Here is a 15347-nt window from a genome sequence, read left to right on the forward strand (position 1 = left end):
TGCGGGAATGGCCGGGGCGCCCGGGAACGTTCTGCGCACAGATGCGAGCGCTCTTACGAGGAGAGACATGTCCGACAACAGCACGGCGACCGGCAAGACCCCTGTCGATTTCTGGTTCGACCCGCTCTGTCCCTGGGCCTGGATGACCTCCCGCTGGATGCTGGAGGTGGAGAAGGTCCGCGACGTCGAGGTCCGCTGGCACGTGATGAGCCTTTCCGTCCTCAACGAGGACAAACTCGACGAGCTCCCCGAGGAGTACCGCGAGCTGCTGGAGAAGGGCTGGGGCCCGGTCCGTGTCGTCGTGGCCGCCCAGCAGAAGCACGGCGACGACGTCGTCGGCCCCCTCTACACCGCGCTCGGCACCCGCTTCCACAACAAGGGCGAGGGCGCCACCCGCGAGGCGGTCGTGGGCGCGCTCCAGGACGTCGGCCTGCCCGTCGAGCTGGCGGACTTCGCGGACTCGGACGCGTACGACACCGAGCTGCGCGCCTCCCACAAGGAGGGCATCGACAAGGTCGGCCAGGACGTCGGCACCCCGGTCATCGCCGTGCCGGGCCCGGACGGCGAGCAGATCGCCTTCTTCGGCCCGGTCGTCACCCCCGCCCCGAAGGGCGAGGAGGCGGCGAAGCTGTGGGACGGCACGCTGCTGGTGGCGTCGATCCCCGGCTTCTACGAGATCAAGCGGACCCGGACCCAGGGCCCGATCTTCGACTGACCTGCGGGACCGCGGTGCGGGCCCCGTCAGCCGACGGGACCCGCACCGTCCTCCGCGCCCGAAGCCCTCGGGACCGCAAGGCTGTCCACCGCTTCCGAAGTCCCATGCGGCGCAAGGCTATCCACCGCTTCCGTGGCCCCCGCGGCTTCCACCGCCCCCGCTGCCCGGCGCCCGGCCGCTGTCAGGGCCAGGGTGACCGCGACCGAGGCCGCCGCCATCACGGTCATCGCCGCCGCCGGGGAGGTCCGCTGGGCGATGGCGCCCGCCAGCGTCGCCGCGACGCCCTGCATGGTGAGCATCCCCGAGGAGTGCAGGCCGAGCGCCTGACCGGTGTACTCGTCCGGGGTCAGGGCCATCAGCCGCTCCTGGTACAGCAGGCTCGCCGAGAACCCGACCGAGGCGAGCACCGCCAGGGCGTACGCCAGAGGCAGCGCCGGGCGCGCGGCGAAGAGCAGATACGGGATGGCCAGGAGCAGCTGGAGCGGCGTGGCCAGCCGCCCCCGCCGGTGCCGTGCGACGAACCGGCCCGCCACCGTGTCCCCGATGAGCATCCCCAGCGCCGCGAAGCCGAAGAGAAGCCCGGCGTGCTCGGGGGAGTACGGGACGAAGAGCGACTCGCAGCCGACGATCAGCCCGTTCGGCACCCAGAGCGCCAGATAGACCCGGCGGCGCGGACCCGACGACCACAGCACGGCGTTGATCCGCCAGGTCTCGGCGGCCGACGGCCGCCCGGCGGCGCGTGGCGGCCGGCGCACCAGCCCGAACCGGGCGACCACCGCGCCCGTCAGGTACAGCCCGGCGGCGACCAGCAGCGTGCCGCGCGCGGACAGCGTCGCCACCAGGAGCCCGCCGAGCGCGAACCCGCCGATCTGCATCAGGCCGGAGCACATGTTCAGTACGGAACGCCCCAGCAGATAACCGTCCTTGGGCAGCACCTCATTGAGCAGCCCGTACCGCACACCGCCGCCCACGGCCGCGACCACCCCCTCGGCCAGGATGATCGCGAAGACCACCGGCAGCGGGAGCCCGGGAACGGCGAGGGCGGCGGTGGCCAGTCCGAAGGCGAGCGCCAGACCGGTCGTCGCGGCCCTCGGCGGCAGCCGGTCCGCCGCCGACATCAGCACGGTCGCCCCGAGCACCTGGGCGAGCGAGGAGCCGAACATGGACAGGGCGGCGAGCAGCGGCGAGTCGGTCGCGGCGTAGACGAGGGTGCCGAGGGCCAGCCCGCTCATCGTCGATCCGGCCACCTGAACGGCACTGGTCGCGAAGAGCGGCCCGAACTGCGGCGTACGGAAGAGTTCTCGGTAGGTGCGCATGCGGGGAGTCTCGGCGGCGGTTCGGGAGAACCGTTAAAGTTTCGCGCGGAGGCGAAACCTCATGGGTACGTGGCAGATCAACGCGGACACGCTGGCCGGGAGCCGGTTCGTCGTCTCGCCGCTCGCCGAGACCATCTCCGCCCTGAACGCCCTGGAGCGGGCCCGCCCCGAGCACCCCGGCGAACGGACCTGGCTCGACACCCATCTGCCCGCCTACCGCGCCCGGCAGACCGCCGACCCGGTCGCGGCCCTTCTCGTACCGGCGGCGCTCGGCGGCAGCTGGAACGCGGACTTCATCACCCCGACGCCCACGGGCGAGGGCACCCCGGCCTTCGAGGAGGAGCTGGCCCCCATCCGGTCGACCACCCCGGAGCGTGCCCGCTCGGACCTGGCGGTCTCGCTCGGCGGCAGCCCCCTCCCCCCGCTCCTGGACCGCGACGACCTGGCACAGCACGCCGCCGACGTCCTGGACTGGGTCTGGCGGCACACCGTGCTGCCGGACTGGCCGCGCCGCCGCCGGATCATCGAGGCGGACATCGTCGCGCGGACCGGACAGCTGAGCCAGGGCGGCTGGGCGGCCGCCCTGAGCGGTCTGCGCCCGGGGATGCGGTGGCTGGGCGGGAGCCGCCTCCAGATCAACGCGCACGACTACCCCCCGAAGCGACTCTCCGGCGTACGGCTGCTGTTCGTCCCGGTCACCCAGCGCTCGGGCTGGGTCTCCTGGGACGACGAGGCCCAGCGGTACGCGGTCGTCTACCCCTGCTCCGGCACCCTGGCCGACGCGGACCGGACCCGGGTCCCGGACAGTCTGTCCCGCCTCCTCGGCCCGGGACGGGCATCGGTTCTGGTCCTCCTCGCCGGCCCGAAGAGCACCACCCAACTGGTCGCCCTGACCGGCCAGGCCCTCGGCTCGGTCGGCCGCCACCTCAAGATCCTCCTCGACGCGGGCCTGGCGGACCGCCGCCGATCAGGCCGCTCGGTCCTGTACTTCCGCACGGAGGCGGGGGATGTGCTGGTGGGGGCGGAGCGAGGCGGCTGAGGGGCTTGCAGAGCCGAACACTTCCGTACCCTGGTCGGCTCTGCCACCGTTCTCGGCCGCCCTCGCCGTCTCGCCACGCAGGCGACGGCCTAAAGCGCTTCGGACGGTGCCGTCGCGATCCAGAAAAGCCCGACCAGAACGGCGCCGCCCCCTACCAGACGAAACGTCCCAGCTGTAGCGCCTCTCATTGCACCGCGAGAGGAATAGTAGGGAAAGAGTCGATCTGCGAGGTTCCACAGGTTCGCCGAGAGGCAGACCCCGAAGCCCGCAACGATCACTCCCACCGTGACAGCAAGCATGGGCCACTCCTCCTGTGCTCGTGCGTTCAACGGATGAGCACCCATCCTCGCGTCCCGCTGCCCCGGGCGGTCGGCGTACGGCGACGACCTCGACCGGCTAGCGGACCCTGTAGATCTGCCCCGTCTGCGCGCCCTCGATCGAGCGGACGTACGCCGTTGCCACACGGGCCGCCGGGACCGCCTCCATGCCGGAGAAGAACGGCCCGTAGGAGGGCAGGGACTCCTCGGCCACCGTCGGGCTGACCGCGTTGATCCGCTGGGGCGGGAGTTCGATCGCGGCGGCCCGTACGAACGCCTCGACCGCACCGTTCGCCGCGGACGCGGCCGCTCCCGCCACGATGGGCTCCTCGGTGAGGACCCCGCTGACCAGAGTGAACGAGCCGGTCGTGGCTACGTGCCGGGCGCCCTGACGGACCAACTCCACCTGGCTCAGCGCCTTGCCGCGGAACGTCGCCGCGAAGTCGTCGGTGGTCAGCTCACGCAGCGGCTTGAACACGGCGTCGCCCGCCGCGACCGCGACCGCGTCCAGCGGACCGGATTCCGTGTACAGCCGGGCCACCGCCTCCGGGTCGGTGACATCGGCCACCAGGTCTCCGCCCGTACGGCCCACGCCGATCACCTCGTGCCCGCGGGCCGCGAGCGCCTGGCGTACCGCACCGCCGAGCGTTCCGCCCGCGCCGACCAGAAGAATCCTCACAACACACCATCCATCACCTATCGGGAACTCCCGGGGACCACCCGGGCACCCACGACGCTACGGACCATGCCCGCATGCCCGGAAATGCCACTTGGTCAGGGGCTATGCTCCACAGGCATGGATGATGTGGAACTGCGCCACCTCAGAGCGCTGAGCGCGGTGGCCGAGGCGGGCACCATCACCGCCGCGGCGGCCCGGCTGCACATGACACAGCCCGCACTCTCCCGCACGCTCGTCCAGCTGGAAGCCCGCGTCGGTGTCCGGCTCGTCGATCGTTCCACCCGGCACCTCGCCCTCACGGCAGCCGGGACGACCTTGCTCGGCCACGGGCGGGCGATCCTCGCCCACCTGGACGCGGCCCTCGCGGACACCCGGACGGTTTCCCGCCCTCTGCGACTCGGCTACACCTGCGCGGTGCTCGGGCAGCAGACCGTCCCGCTGCTCCGGACCTGGCGTCGTACGCATCCGCACACCGCACTTGAGGTGGTCCGGCAGGACAACAGCACCGCGGGCCTCGCCACCGGGGACACCGATGTGGCGGTGCTTCGTACGGTTCCCGCGGACCCGCGCATCCGTACCGAGGCCCTCTACACGGAGGACCGGGTCGCGACCCTGCCCGACGACCACCCGCTCGCGGGCAGGGACCGGGTGCTGCTGGCCGAACTCACCGCCGACCAGGATCTCCCGCTGGCCCTGTGGCCGGACACCGGCACCGCCTCGCCGGACCTGTGGCCCTCGGGCCAGCGCCCGGCCCGGACGGTCGAGGTGGGCAACGTGGACGAGTGGCTGAACCTCATCGCCGCAGGCGGTGCGTTCGGCCTGGGCGCGGCGGGCACGGCGGAGAGCCACGGCCACCCGGGCGTCCGCTTCGTCCCGGTCGCCGACGCCCCTGCCTCCACGGTCTACCTGGCCCGCCCCGCCCACTCCACGCATCCACGGACAGAGGAGTTCCTCGCGGCGGTCCGGGACGTGGTGAGCGGCGCCTAGCCGTGGCCTGATCCCGAAGCCTCGGCCGGGCGGGGCTAGGCTGCGGCACGGCGCCGAAGGGGCGTGTGCCAAAGGGAACCCGAACTCGCCCTGGAAGCAGTGGGATTCGACGGGAGAACGGGATGGGGGCCATGGCGGATCCGGGCAACGGGAACGACGAACGGCGGCGATCGGTCGATCCGGCCGAGCTGGGGTCCGTCCTCGCGCGCTACCGGGAACGCCCGACCATGGGCAAACTCGGCCTGACCGTCCTCCCGGTCGTCGCCTTCCTGCTCTTCGGCGGCGTACCCGACGCCGTGCCGGGCACCGGGCACCTCATATTCGACGTCATATGCCTCCTGCTGTTCGTCTGGGGCGTGTACGAGCTGACCCACTCGCTCGCCTCCTGGCTGGTCCTGCACGAGGACGGAATCGTCTACCGGGGGCGACGCAAGGTGCGGTGGGCGCACCGCTGGCAGGACTTCGAGGACGTCGTCCTCTCCCGCGAGGTCACGTACGTCGGCGGGTCATCCCGGCCGGTCTCGGACAAGATCGTCGCGCGGCTCTGGACGGCGACCGGCCAGGGCGCCCGCGTACTGTCCGGCAACTACTTCCTGACCGACACCGGCGCGGGCCTCCTGCGCACGTTCCTGCGTTCCCCGGGCAGCCTGACACCGATGTTCGGCGGCATCATCGACCGCGTCGTCGAGGCGCGCGTACGGCACGATCTGCGCGAACTGGCCACCGAGGGCGGCAGGCTCCGGTACGACCCCTTCGAGATCGGCGGTACGTACCTGCACGTCAAGGGCGCGGCCGACGAGATCCCGTGGGACGAGGTGACCCGACTGACCGTGGACGACGACCAGGTCGCCATCACCGTTCCCCATCTGCGGCGCCGCATGGAGGGCCTCAATCTGAGGGCGGACGGCCGCCGGAAGAACTACCGGGTCGGCGGGGACAACACCCTGTACATCGAGGGCAAGGGCCTGAGCAACTGCCGGAAGGCGATCATCTGGTCCGTCCTGTCCCACATCGGGGATTCCCTCGACACGGAATCGCGGTGACGGTGGCCACGGGCAGGGCCCGCACGGGCCGCGCGTACCAGTCCACGACCCGTCCGCCCGCGCGTGCGGTGTAGGCGTACGGCTCGCCGGCCCTGAGCCGTATGACCGCCTCCCACTGACCGTGGTCGAGCCAGCGGAAGGTACGGTCGCGGTCCTCCGCGTCGAACCCGTAGAGCAGGGTCCGTACGGAGACCCGCATCCAGATCAGTGCCTGCGTGGGAGTGGTGGCGGGCTCGGCCCGTACGAGCAGCCCGTCGACCGTGACCTCGCACCGCCAGGCGGTCCGGAGAGGCCGCCTCACGTCAACTCCGCTTGACCGATGGCCAGATGGACCCAGACGGTCTTGCCGGGGTCGCGCGGCCGTACGCCCCACTTCGCCGCGACCGCGTCCACGATGACCAGTCCCCGGCCGGAGAGGTCGTCCAGCGTGGGGGTGCGGAGTTCGGGCATCCGCCACTGGTACGAGTCGGAGACCTCCAGCGCGAGTGTGCCGCCGCGACGGCGTAAGGCGAGCTCGAAGTAGTCGCCGGTCCCTTTGGCGTGGATCACGGCGTTGGTGCTCAACTCGCTGGCGAGGAGGGTGGTTTCGTCGATGAGTCCGCCGAGTTTCCACTCGGTCAGGACGCTCTCGACGTGGCGTCGGGCGGCGGGGACGGAGTCCCTGCGTGCCCGGAATCTCTTGGTGTGCGTGCGCCCGGACATGGGTCCCCCAAGGTCGTGGGTGGGCAGGCGGATTCATGGTCACGGAGTGCGCCGCTTCAGCAGCACGGTGTGACGCAAGCCACGCTAGAGGTAGGTTCTGACGAAAGGCAAGCGAGTCGCAGGTGCAAGCTTGCATTCACTCGCGAGGGTCAAGTCGCTAGCGCCTGCGAACAGTTAGTGGGCACACTGGCTTGGAGAGGTGAGGGGGGACGTATGCCCGCAGGCGGAAAGCCCACGGTGCGCAGTCGTCGGTTGGGGGCGGCGCTGAAGCGCCTGCGCTTGAACGCGCTCCTGGACCAGGAGCATGCCGCCGAGGCGGTGGCATGCTCAACGGCCAAGATCAGCCGGATCGAGTCCGGGACGGTCAGCGCACGAGTGGGTGATGTCCGTGTGCTGCTCGATCTGTACGAGGTCGACGATGCGGCGGAGCGCAAGAGGCTGGAGAAGCTGGCTCGGGACAGCAACAAGCGTGGCTGGTGGCTGAACTTTCCGTTTCAGTCGCCCGCGCTCGACAGGCTGGGCGACTTCCTCTCGCTGGAGACGGACGCCACATACATTCGCGCCTGGCAGCCGGTCTTCATCCCTGGCCTGCTCCAGACGCCGGACTACACCCGGGCATTGACCGAGGCCAACCCCGAAGTCCTCAGCAGCGCAGCGGCCGACGAGATCGTGAAGGTGCGGCAGGAGCGACGCCGGGTATTCGAGGAGTCGGGCGCGCGGTTTGCCGCAGTCATCTGGGAGCCGGCCATATCCGGCCCGATGCCCTCGGCGAACGTTCATCGCGATCAGCTGGCGCACCTCATCAAGATGGCCAAACAGCCGAATGTGACACTCCAAGTGCTGCCCCACGCCGAGTGGGCGGCAGCACGCGTCGCACCGGCCTTCGTCGCACTTTCCTACGCACACGAAGCCTCGCCGGAGGCAATCGTCCAGGACACGCTGGTCAACAGCGTCATTCTGGAAGATCATGAAGACATGGCGGGCTACGTCCACGCCTTCGACACGCTCCGGTCCGCAGCTCTCACTCCGGATCGGAGTCTCACTTTCATCCGGAAGACCATGAACGGCATCATCGCGGAGAACGAGGAATCGTGAGTAGCCAGGAAGTCGTCAGCCCATTCGTGAAGTCGTCGTTCTCCGGTGGCGGGTCGGCCAACGAGTGCGTCGAGGTCGCCCACACCGCCGACGGTGGCCGGGCTGTCCGGGACAGCAAGAACCGGGACGGCGGGCTTCAGTTCTACGCCCCCGAGGGGTGGTCCGCGTTCCTCGACGGGGTGAAGGGCGGGGCCTTCGGGGGCTGACGCGCCCGGGGAACGAGCGCGGCGCCCGGACCCCGGTCCGCCGGATGATCCGGACGGAACAACTCACCCCAGGGCGCGGGTTGGCGGGCCTCGGCGGGGCCGTCACGCGCCGAGCCACTCCGCGACCTCGACCACGTCCCCGACGTTCAGCACGCCCTCGCAGACCACCGCGTTCTTCGCGCCGAAGCTGACCCTGTTCCCGTACTCCGGCTCGCGCCGGTACGTCGACAGGGTGCGGATCGGTTCCGGGCCCACGCGGTGGCCGGTGGCCTGGTCGACCATGGGGACGGCGCACCGCGTCGCCCGTACCGAGTGGGCGAGTTCGACGGAGCCGATGGTCATCCGGCGTACCCGGTCCTCGAAGTGGGGCTCGTCGTGGCCGGTCAGGACGATGTTGGGGCGGAAGCGGTTCATGGGGACGGGCTTGGCGTCGCCCCGGGCGGTGATGCGGGCGTTGAGGTCGTCCAGGGAGGCCGTCGAGGCGACCAGCACCGCGTGCGCGTCGGCGAAGTTGACCTTGCCGGGGGTCTCGCCCCAGCCGTCCCGGTCGAAGCCGGGGGCCACCCGTACCAGGCGGGACTTCACCCCGAGCGCGTCGGAGAACCACTCCGCGACCGCGTCGCCCTGGTCGACGGCCGCGCCGAGCGGGCGGTCGAACATGCTGACGTCGAGGCGTGGGCCGTCCCGGTCGGCGTCGAGGCGCAGCGGCTCGATCCCCGGGGTGGTCAGGGCCAGGCTCGCGCCGCCGTCCAGGACCTCGACGCTGATCGCGGCCATCGCGGGGTGCGTGCGCTGGCTGCGGAAGGCGCCGTCCGCCGCGTCCACCACCATGAACGTGCGGTCGTGTTCGAGGCCGGTGCCGAGGACCTGCGCGGAGTCGACCGTGGTCCCGGCGCAGCCCTTGACCGGGTAGTAGGCCAGCTCACGGACGGTGATCGTCATGGTGTCCCCTCCGGGGCGGCCGCTTCGAGGGCGTCGACGCTGCCGGACATGATGGTGCGGATGTGTCGGGTGAGGTGCTCCACGGGCCAGTCCCACCAGGCGACGGCGAGGAGCCGGGCCACGGTCTCCTCGTCGTACCGGGTACGGATCAGCCGGGCCGGGTTGCCGCCGACGATGCCGTAGTCGGGCACGTCGGAGGTGACGACGGAGCCGGCGCCGATGATCGCGCCGTGCCCGATCCGTACGCCCGGCATCACCATCGCGCCGTAGCCGAACCAGACGTCGTTGCCGACGACCGTGTCGCCCCGGCCCGGCAGCCCGGTCAGCAGGTCGAAGTGCTCGGACCAGGAGCCGCCCATGGAGGGGAACGGGAACGTGGACGGGCCGTCCATCCGGTGGTTGGCGCCGTTCATGATGAACCGCACCCCGGTCCCGAGCGCGCAGAACTTCCCGATGACGAGCTTCTCCGGGCCGTAGTGGTACAGCACGTTGCGGGTCTCGAACGCGGTCGCGTCGTCCGGGTCGTCGTAGTACGAGAAGTCCCCGACCTCGATCAGTTCGGACTTCACCAGGGGCTTCAGCAGGACGACCCGGGGCTGGCCCGGCATCGGGTGCAGAACGGTGGGGTCGGCGGGGACTGGAGTCATGCTGTTCATCATCGCATTCGACCGCATGAGGTAAGTTCCTTTTAGGAACTCACTCCGGATCGAGAGGAACATGCCGTGACGCTGGCGCGATGGACCGAGGTCGACGACTACTTCAACGGGCTGCTGGTGGGCCCGGACGAGGCACTGGACGCGGCCGTGGAGAACAGTGACGCGGCAGGGCTCCCGGCGATCCAGGTCGCCGCCAACCAGGGCAAGCTGCTGAACCTGCTGGCCAGGCTCCAGGGGGCGCGCACCGTGCTGGAGATCGGCACCCTGGGCGGCTACAGCACCATCTGGCTGGCCCGTGCGCTGCCCGAGGGCGGCAGGGTCGTCACGCTGGAGGCCGATCCGGCGTACGCGGAGGTCGCGCGGGCCAACATCGAGCGGGCGGGGTTCGCGGACGTCGTCGAGATCCGGGTCGGCCGCGCCCTGGACACGCTGCCGGAGCTCGCGGCGGAGGGGCACGGCCCGTTCGACGTCGTGTTCATCGACGCCGACAAGCCGAGCAACCCGGACTACCTGGCCTGGTCCCTGAAGCTGACCCGGCCCGGCAGCCTGATCATCGCCGACAACGTCGTACGCGACGGCGAGGTGGTCGACGGCACCAGCGACGACCCGAAGGTGCAGGGCGTACGCCGGTTCACCGAACTCGTCGCGGCCGAGCCGACGTTGACCGCGACCGCGCTGCAAACGGTGGGCAGCAAGGGGTACGACGGGCTGATGATGGCGCTCGTCACCGGCTGACACGTCGGCTGACACGTCCGCCGATATCGGCCGGGGTGGTGCGCGGGGCCGAGCGGGGCGGCCTGCGCGCCGAGGCGACGGGTGGGGCGCCGGACTGCGGTGGAGCGAAGGCGGAATGCGTTCATGGACGCTGGACTCGCCGCGCTGCTCGGTGCCGCCGTCGGCTCGCTCGCCACCCTTGGCGCGGCGATCGTGAACGGGCGTGCCGTGGCGCGCTCGCAGTACGCCCAGTGGCGCAGGCAGCACCGCAGGGATGCCTACGCGGACTACCTCAGCGCTCTGCACGGCCGCGACCTGGCCATGGACGCCGTCTTCGACGCACTCCGGCCGGACCGTCCTGACCTGCGGAAGACCGACGAGGAGGCGCAACGCTTCGTCGCCCTGGCGCGCGAGGTGCACCGCGTGGCCGAAGTCGTCATCATCGAAGGGCCACTTGCCATGGTGACGGCAGCGGACCGCATAGCCCGAGCATCCGGCGAGCTCTCCGACGTGATGCGGCGGATGGTGAAGAACGCTCACGCGGGAGACGGCTCCCACAAGGCGGCGGACACCGCCCTTGCCACCGAGCGGGAGCACGCCCTCTACCAGGCGGTGAAGAGCTTCCGCTCGGCAGCCAGGGACGTTCTCGGCACTCCGGACTAGCTGCGTCGGCGTCCCGGTCCCGGCCGACGTGGTGGAAGGCCTCCAGCGAAGAGCGTCCAGCGGAACGCCGCCAGTGGAGGGCCGCCAGTGGAAGGCCTCCAGCGAAGAGCCGGCAGTGGAAAGCCTCCAAGAGCTGCCGAGCATTACTGTCACCGACGGGGTGACCACCCGTCTCCGTACGGTCGCAGACTTGCAGGGCGCGGTGCATGCCCTCGCGGTCGCCGCTTCCCCGTCCGTGACGAACCGTAAGGACCCGAGTACGTGAGCGAACGCGTCATCGCCCCCAAGAACCGCGGCTTCCTCTTCCTCGACTCCCACCCGGCGGGCTGCGAGCGGCTGGTGGAGGACATGTGGCAGGCCGTCCCCGCCCCGTCCCGCGCGCCCGGCCGGGCACCCGTGGCGCTGGTCATCGGCTCCTCCGCCGGGTACGGGCTGGCCGCGACGATCGCCGGTCTCGCCCGTGCCGGGATCCGTGGCATCGGGGTCTGCTTCGAGAAGGCCCCCGGACGGCGCACGGGTACAGCCGGCTGGTACCGCACGGCCGCGACCGCCGAACTCGCCCGTCGGCACGGTCACGACATGGTGTTCCTCAACGGGGACGCGTTCTCCGACGAGATGAAGAACCAGGTCGCGCAGGTGCTGGAGGAGCGGTTCGGGGGCCGTCTGGACTACCTGATCTACTCGGTGGCCGCCCCGCGCCGCACCGACCCCGACACCGGGACCACCTACGCGTCCGTCCTCAAGCCCATCGGCGAGGCGTACAGCACCAAGACCCTCGTCTTCGACGACGGGGGCACCGGCGAGGTGCGGGAGGTCGGGACGCAGCCGGCCGAAGGCGACGACATCGAGCAGACCGTCGCCGTCATGGGCGGTACCGACTGGGAGCGGTGGATCGACCACCTCGCCGATCGCGGACTGCTCGCCGATGGATTCACCACCGCCGCCCTCTCCTACATCGGCTCCGCCCTGACGGCCGCGATCTACCGGCAGGGCACCATCGGCGCCGCCAAATCCCACCTCGAACAGACCGCCCGCACCCTCGACGAGCGGCTCGGCAAGCTGGTCGGCGGGCGCGCGGTCACCTCGGTCAACGCGGCCGCCGTCACCCAGTCCTCGACCGCGATCCCCGGCATCGCCCTGTACGTCGGGCTGCTCCGAGGCGTTCTCGGCCACACCATGGTCCCGCCGATCGGGCAGCTCACCGACCTGTGGGACCAGCTCACCGGCATCCGTCCGCTCGACCTCGACGAGGAGGGACGGGTGCGCCTGGACACCTGGGAACTCGCCCCTGCCGTCCAGGCGGCCGTCACCGAGCGGTGGAACACCGCCACCACCGAGAACATCACCGAACTCGCCGACCTCGACTGGTTCCACGCCGAAGTGCAGCACCTGTACGGATTCGCCGTGCCCGGCGTCGACTATGCCGCGCCGGTCGAGACCGACATCCCCTGGCCGGGCGCTGCCACTCCCTGAGCCGTGCTGATGATTGCGCTGGTCACTGGCCGTGGCCCGCTGTGGCTCCTCTGAGATGCTTGTAGCGATCATGACGAGCAGTCAAAGGGGTGGGGAGTGCCCAGGGTGGGGATCGGGAGAAGGAAGTTGGCGGCGCTGTTCGCCGTCGCGGTGATCGGCGGGCTGACGGGGTGTGCGGGGAACGACAGCGGGGCCGAGGCGGACGGCGGACCGTCCGCCTCGGCCCCCGTGAGTGATGCCCGCAGGATGAGCGAATCGCTCACCCTGCTCAAGGGCTACCGCTCCCTCGGGCTGAAGGGCGAATTCAGGGGCGAGTCCTTGAGGACGGTCGACCTGCACGCCGACCGGCACGGCAACTGCGTCGGTACGTACGTGGAGTTGGACACGACCACCGACGTGGTCGTCATCGGCGACCGCGGCTGGCTGCGGTACGGCGACAAGATGCTGGAGAACACGCGCTCCTTCGCGAAGACCTACGTGCCGGACAAGCTCGCCGTCGTCGAGGAAGCGGTCGAGAAGGCTCGTGGAAAGTACGTCGAGTACCCGGCCCGTGAGATGTTGCGGTACCCGGGTCTGATCCTGTGCGATCCCGGCCGGGCGTTCGCGAAGGTGCCCGGAACGGTGAGCAGTGCGGAGAAGAAGGGCAATCCGCGCACCAAGAGTGGTGAGCGAACCGTTCAGCTCACGCATGGTTCCGGCGGCGATGAGGTGTCGGTGCACGTACCGGAGAAGGGCGGGTCCGTGCCCCGGGGCATCGATTTCAGTCTCGGTGATGCCCCGGTACTGCTCGAACTCGGCGACTACGACGAGCCGGTGCGGGTGAAGCCGCCCAGCCGTGCGGACATCGTGAGCGCCGAAGCGGTGAAGGGGCTGGACGCGATCTTCGAGTGACCGAGGGTCGGACGAGGCGCTCCGGACGTGCGTGCCGCGGACTGGACGGCGTTCGACCGCCGACCGCCGACCGCCGACCGCCGACCGCCGACCGCCGACGGGAAATGTGTTCGACGGATGCGAGGGATCCGGCCATGATCGGGTGCATGGATTTGCATGTGATCGACCCGGTTCGTATCGGTACGGAGCGGCTCCCCGGAGGGCGGCTGCTGGGCTGGGCCGAGTGGGGGCCGGGGAACGGGGTGCCGGTGCTGCTGTCGCCCGGTGCGGCCACCAGCAGGCATCTCGGGTTCGGTGCCGATGTGCTGGACGGGTTCGGGGTGCGGCTGATCTCCGTCGACCGCCCGGGGCTGGGGGCCTCCTCACCGCTGCCGGGGCGTACGTTCGGTGACTTCGTCGACGATGTCCGCGCGTTCGCCGGGCGGCGCGGGCTGGGGCGGCCCCTCATGGTCGGCAACTCGCAGGGGGCGCCGTTCGCGCTGGCGTGCGCCGCCGCCGGGGCGGTCCGGGCGCTCGCGGTGGTCTCCGGTGCGGACGAGGTCGCCGAGCCCGGCTTCGCCGACGCGCTGCCGGAGGAGCTGCGGCGCCTCGTCGACCTGGCCGTGGCCGACCCGGCCGCCGCCGAGCAGGTCTTCGCCGGGTTCAACTCGCAGGGGATGTGGGACATGGTCATGTCCGGCAGCCCGGAGTGCGACCTCGCCGTGTACCAACAGCCCGCGTTCGCCGCCGCCTACCGCCGGGCCCTCGACGAGGCCTTCGCGCAGGGGGCGGCCGGATACGCCCGGGACACCGCCCTGGCCATGGGGCGCTGGGGGATCGGGCTGTCCGGCATCGCCGTACCCGTCGACCTCTGGTACGGGGAGAAGGACACCGGCCACTCGCCCGACCAGGGGGTTCGGCTCACCTCGCGCATCCCGGACGCGGTGCGGCACCTGGTGCCGGGGGTCGGCGGGGCGGTGCTCTGGACACACTCCGAGCAGGTGCTGAGCACGTTGCTGGGGCGTGTCGCGGGCCGTTGAGCTGCTGAAACGCTGAGCCGTTCGGCGGCACAGAAGGGCCCCCGCCTGCACGTCCAGGCGGGGGCCCTCCCTTCATCCGCCTGCCGGGTGAAGGTTGAGAAGACGATCACGAGGCAGGACGTATCTGCGCCTCCCGGTCAGGGGGCGAGCAGCAGCACGTCGGCGCGCTCCTTGGCGGCCGCGTAACGCTTCGCCACGTCCTGCCAGTTGACGACGGCCCACATCGCCTCGATGAAGTCGACCTTCTGGTTCTTGTACTGGAGGTAGAAGGCGTGCTCCCAGGCGTCGAAGACCAGGACCGGGACGGAGCCCTGGCCGACATTGCCCTGGTGGTCGTAGACCTGCTCGACGATCAGCTTGCCGCTGACCGGCTCGTACGCCAGGACGCCCCAGCCGGAGCCCTGCGTGGTGGCCGCGGCCTTCGTCAGCTGGGCCTTGAAACCGGCGAAGGAGCCGAACGACTCGGTGATCGCGTCCGCCAGATCGCCGACACCGTCCGCCGCGAGCGGCTCGCCGCCGCCGTCACCGGTCATGTTGTGCCAGTAGATCGAGTGCAGGATGTGACCGGAGAGGTGGAACGCGAGGCTCTTCTGAAGCCCGTTGATCGCTCCCCAGGCCTCCTTGTCGCGCGCCTCCGCCAGCTGTTCCAGGGTGTCGTTCGCGCCCTTCACGTAGGCGGCGTGGTGCTTGTCGTGGTGGAGCTCGATGATCTGCGGATTGATGACCGGTTCGAGCGCCGCGTAGTCGTACGGGAGTTCCGGGAGCGTGTACGTGGCCATGTGGTCGAACCCTCCAGCTGCTGTCCTGTTGTTATTGCAACCTCTATGCAAGAGCAGGCTAACAGCAGGAGGGGGCGATGGTGATCAGCCCTTCGACGTAGGACCGGAGCC

The 15347-nt window shown here is 70.6% G+C and carries 18 protein-coding genes; 11 read left to right on the forward strand and 7 right to left on the reverse strand.

The features are described from left to right. Positions 1 to 67 precede the first annotated feature (67 nt). The gene (locus GA0115234_RS16900) at positions 68 to 715 is read left to right on the forward strand and encodes a mycothiol-dependent nitroreductase Rv2466c family protein (RefSeq protein ID WP_093542488.1); all 648 of its coding nucleotides are present in this window, start codon (positions 68 to 70) and stop codon (positions 713 to 715) included. A 26-nt stretch (positions 716 to 741) separates the two neighbouring features. Here GA0115234_RS16900 and GA0115234_RS16905 read toward each other — a convergent pair whose 3' ends face one another. Beyond that, positions 742 to 2031, reverse strand: a complete 1290-nt coding sequence (locus GA0115234_RS16905) for an MFS transporter (RefSeq protein ID WP_107405788.1) — start codon at positions 2029 to 2031, stop codon at positions 742 to 744. Between the two features lie 61 nt (positions 2032 to 2092). Here GA0115234_RS16905 and GA0115234_RS16910 point away from each other — a divergent pair, with 61 nt between their 5' ends. Continuing rightward, positions 2093 to 3070, forward strand: coding sequence for an ArsR/SmtB family transcription factor (locus GA0115234_RS16910; RefSeq protein ID WP_093542490.1), 978 nt, complete (start codon positions 2093 to 2095; stop codon positions 3068 to 3070). Between the two features lie 396 nt (positions 3071 to 3466). Here the strand turns inward: GA0115234_RS16910 and GA0115234_RS16915 are convergent, their stop codons facing one another. Continuing rightward, on the reverse strand, positions 3467 to 4066 hold the full coding sequence (locus GA0115234_RS16915) for a short chain dehydrogenase (RefSeq protein WP_093542492.1): 600 nt from the start codon (positions 4064 to 4066) through the stop codon (positions 3467 to 3469). A gap of 117 nt (positions 4067 to 4183) precedes the next feature. On the opposite strand from GA0115234_RS16915, the gene GA0115234_RS16920 reads away from it, so the two are divergent. Both GA0115234_RS16920 and GA0115234_RS16925 read left to right on the forward strand, forming a co-directional pair. Next, positions 4184 to 5053: a LysR family transcriptional regulator gene (locus GA0115234_RS16920; protein ID WP_093542494.1), complete on the forward strand. Its 870-nt coding sequence runs from the start codon at positions 4184 to 4186 to the stop codon at positions 5051 to 5053. Between the two features lie 122 nt (positions 5054 to 5175). After that, complete coding sequence (locus GA0115234_RS16925) at positions 5176 to 6096, forward strand: hypothetical protein (protein ID WP_093542497.1); 921 nt, start codon at positions 5176 to 5178, stop codon at positions 6094 to 6096. On the opposite strand, the gene GA0115234_RS41840 is transcribed toward GA0115234_RS16925, so the two are convergent. Both GA0115234_RS41840 and GA0115234_RS16930 read right to left on the reverse strand, forming a co-directional pair. Next, on the reverse strand, positions 6041 to 6397 hold the full coding sequence (locus tag GA0115234_RS41840; protein ID WP_141718430.1) for a hypothetical protein: 357 nt from the start codon (positions 6395 to 6397) through the stop codon (positions 6041 to 6043). The two genes, GA0115234_RS16925 and GA0115234_RS41840, sit on opposite strands and share 56 nt — an antisense overlap. Further along, positions 6394 to 6798, reverse strand: a complete 405-nt coding sequence (locus GA0115234_RS16930) for an ATP-binding protein (RefSeq protein WP_093542499.1) — start codon at positions 6796 to 6798, stop codon at positions 6394 to 6396. Before GA0115234_RS16930 ends, GA0115234_RS41840 begins: the two co-directional genes overlap by 4 nt. 213 nt (positions 6799 to 7011) lie before the next feature. Here GA0115234_RS16930 and GA0115234_RS16935 point away from each other — a divergent pair, with 213 nt between their 5' ends. Together GA0115234_RS16935 and GA0115234_RS16940 are read left to right on the forward strand one after the other, a co-directional pair. Then, positions 7012 to 7893, forward strand: coding sequence for a helix-turn-helix domain-containing protein (locus GA0115234_RS16935; protein ID WP_093542501.1), 882 nt, complete (start codon positions 7012 to 7014; stop codon positions 7891 to 7893). Continuing rightward, complete coding sequence (locus tag GA0115234_RS16940; RefSeq protein ID WP_093542503.1) at positions 7890 to 8099, forward strand: DUF397 domain-containing protein; 210 nt, start codon at positions 7890 to 7892, stop codon at positions 8097 to 8099. The genes GA0115234_RS16935 and GA0115234_RS16940 overlap by 4 nt, the downstream gene beginning before the upstream one ends. 102 nt (positions 8100 to 8201) lie before the next feature. Here the strand turns inward: GA0115234_RS16940 and GA0115234_RS16945 are convergent, their stop codons facing one another. Both GA0115234_RS16945 and GA0115234_RS16950 read right to left on the reverse strand, forming a co-directional pair. Beyond that, a complete protein-coding gene (locus GA0115234_RS16945; RefSeq protein ID WP_093542505.1) occupies positions 8202 to 9041 on the reverse strand; it encodes an MOSC domain-containing protein in 840 nt (279 codons plus the stop codon). Next, the gene (locus GA0115234_RS16950) at positions 9038 to 9688 is read right to left on the reverse strand and encodes a CatB-related O-acetyltransferase (protein ID WP_093543336.1); all 651 of its coding nucleotides are present in this window, start codon (positions 9686 to 9688) and stop codon (positions 9038 to 9040) included. The genes GA0115234_RS16945 and GA0115234_RS16950 overlap by 4 nt, the downstream gene beginning before the upstream one ends. A gap of 75 nt (positions 9689 to 9763) precedes the next feature. On the opposite strand from GA0115234_RS16950, the gene GA0115234_RS16955 reads away from it, so the two are divergent. From GA0115234_RS16955 to GA0115234_RS16980, 5 genes are all read left to right on the forward strand, one after another. Beyond that, positions 9764 to 10432 carry an O-methyltransferase gene (locus GA0115234_RS16955; protein ID WP_093542507.1) on the forward strand — a complete coding sequence of 223 codons (669 nt, stop codon included), beginning with the start codon at positions 9764 to 9766 and terminating at the stop codon, positions 10430 to 10432. 123 nt (positions 10433 to 10555) lie between these two features. Further along, positions 10556 to 11074, forward strand: coding sequence for a proline dehydrogenase (locus GA0115234_RS16960; RefSeq protein ID WP_093542509.1), 519 nt, complete (start codon positions 10556 to 10558; stop codon positions 11072 to 11074). Positions 11075 to 11335: 261 nt separating this feature from the next. After that, positions 11336 to 12547 (forward strand): enoyl-[acyl-carrier-protein] reductase FabV, encoded by a 1212-nt coding sequence (gene fabV, locus GA0115234_RS16970; protein WP_093542513.1) that lies wholly within the window; start codon positions 11336 to 11338, stop codon positions 12545 to 12547. A gap of 105 nt (positions 12548 to 12652) precedes the next feature. After that, positions 12653 to 13438: a hypothetical protein gene (locus tag GA0115234_RS16975; protein WP_141718431.1), complete on the forward strand. Its 786-nt coding sequence runs from the start codon at positions 12653 to 12655 to the stop codon at positions 13436 to 13438. Between the two features lie 146 nt (positions 13439 to 13584). Beyond that, complete coding sequence (locus tag GA0115234_RS16980; protein WP_202553810.1) at positions 13585 to 14457, forward strand: alpha/beta fold hydrolase; 873 nt, start codon at positions 13585 to 13587, stop codon at positions 14455 to 14457. A gap of 137 nt (positions 14458 to 14594) precedes the next feature. Here the strand turns inward: GA0115234_RS16980 and GA0115234_RS16985 are convergent, their stop codons facing one another. After that, positions 14595 to 15236 (reverse strand): superoxide dismutase, encoded by a 642-nt coding sequence (locus tag GA0115234_RS16985; protein ID WP_093542517.1) that lies wholly within the window; start codon positions 15234 to 15236, stop codon positions 14595 to 14597. Positions 15237 to 15347 lie beyond the last annotated feature (111 nt).

It is taken from the genome of Streptomyces sp. DvalAA-43 (genome assembly GCF_900091725.1).
Taxonomy (GTDB): domain Bacteria; phylum Actinomycetota; class Actinomycetes; order Streptomycetales; family Streptomycetaceae; genus Streptomyces; species Streptomyces pulveraceus.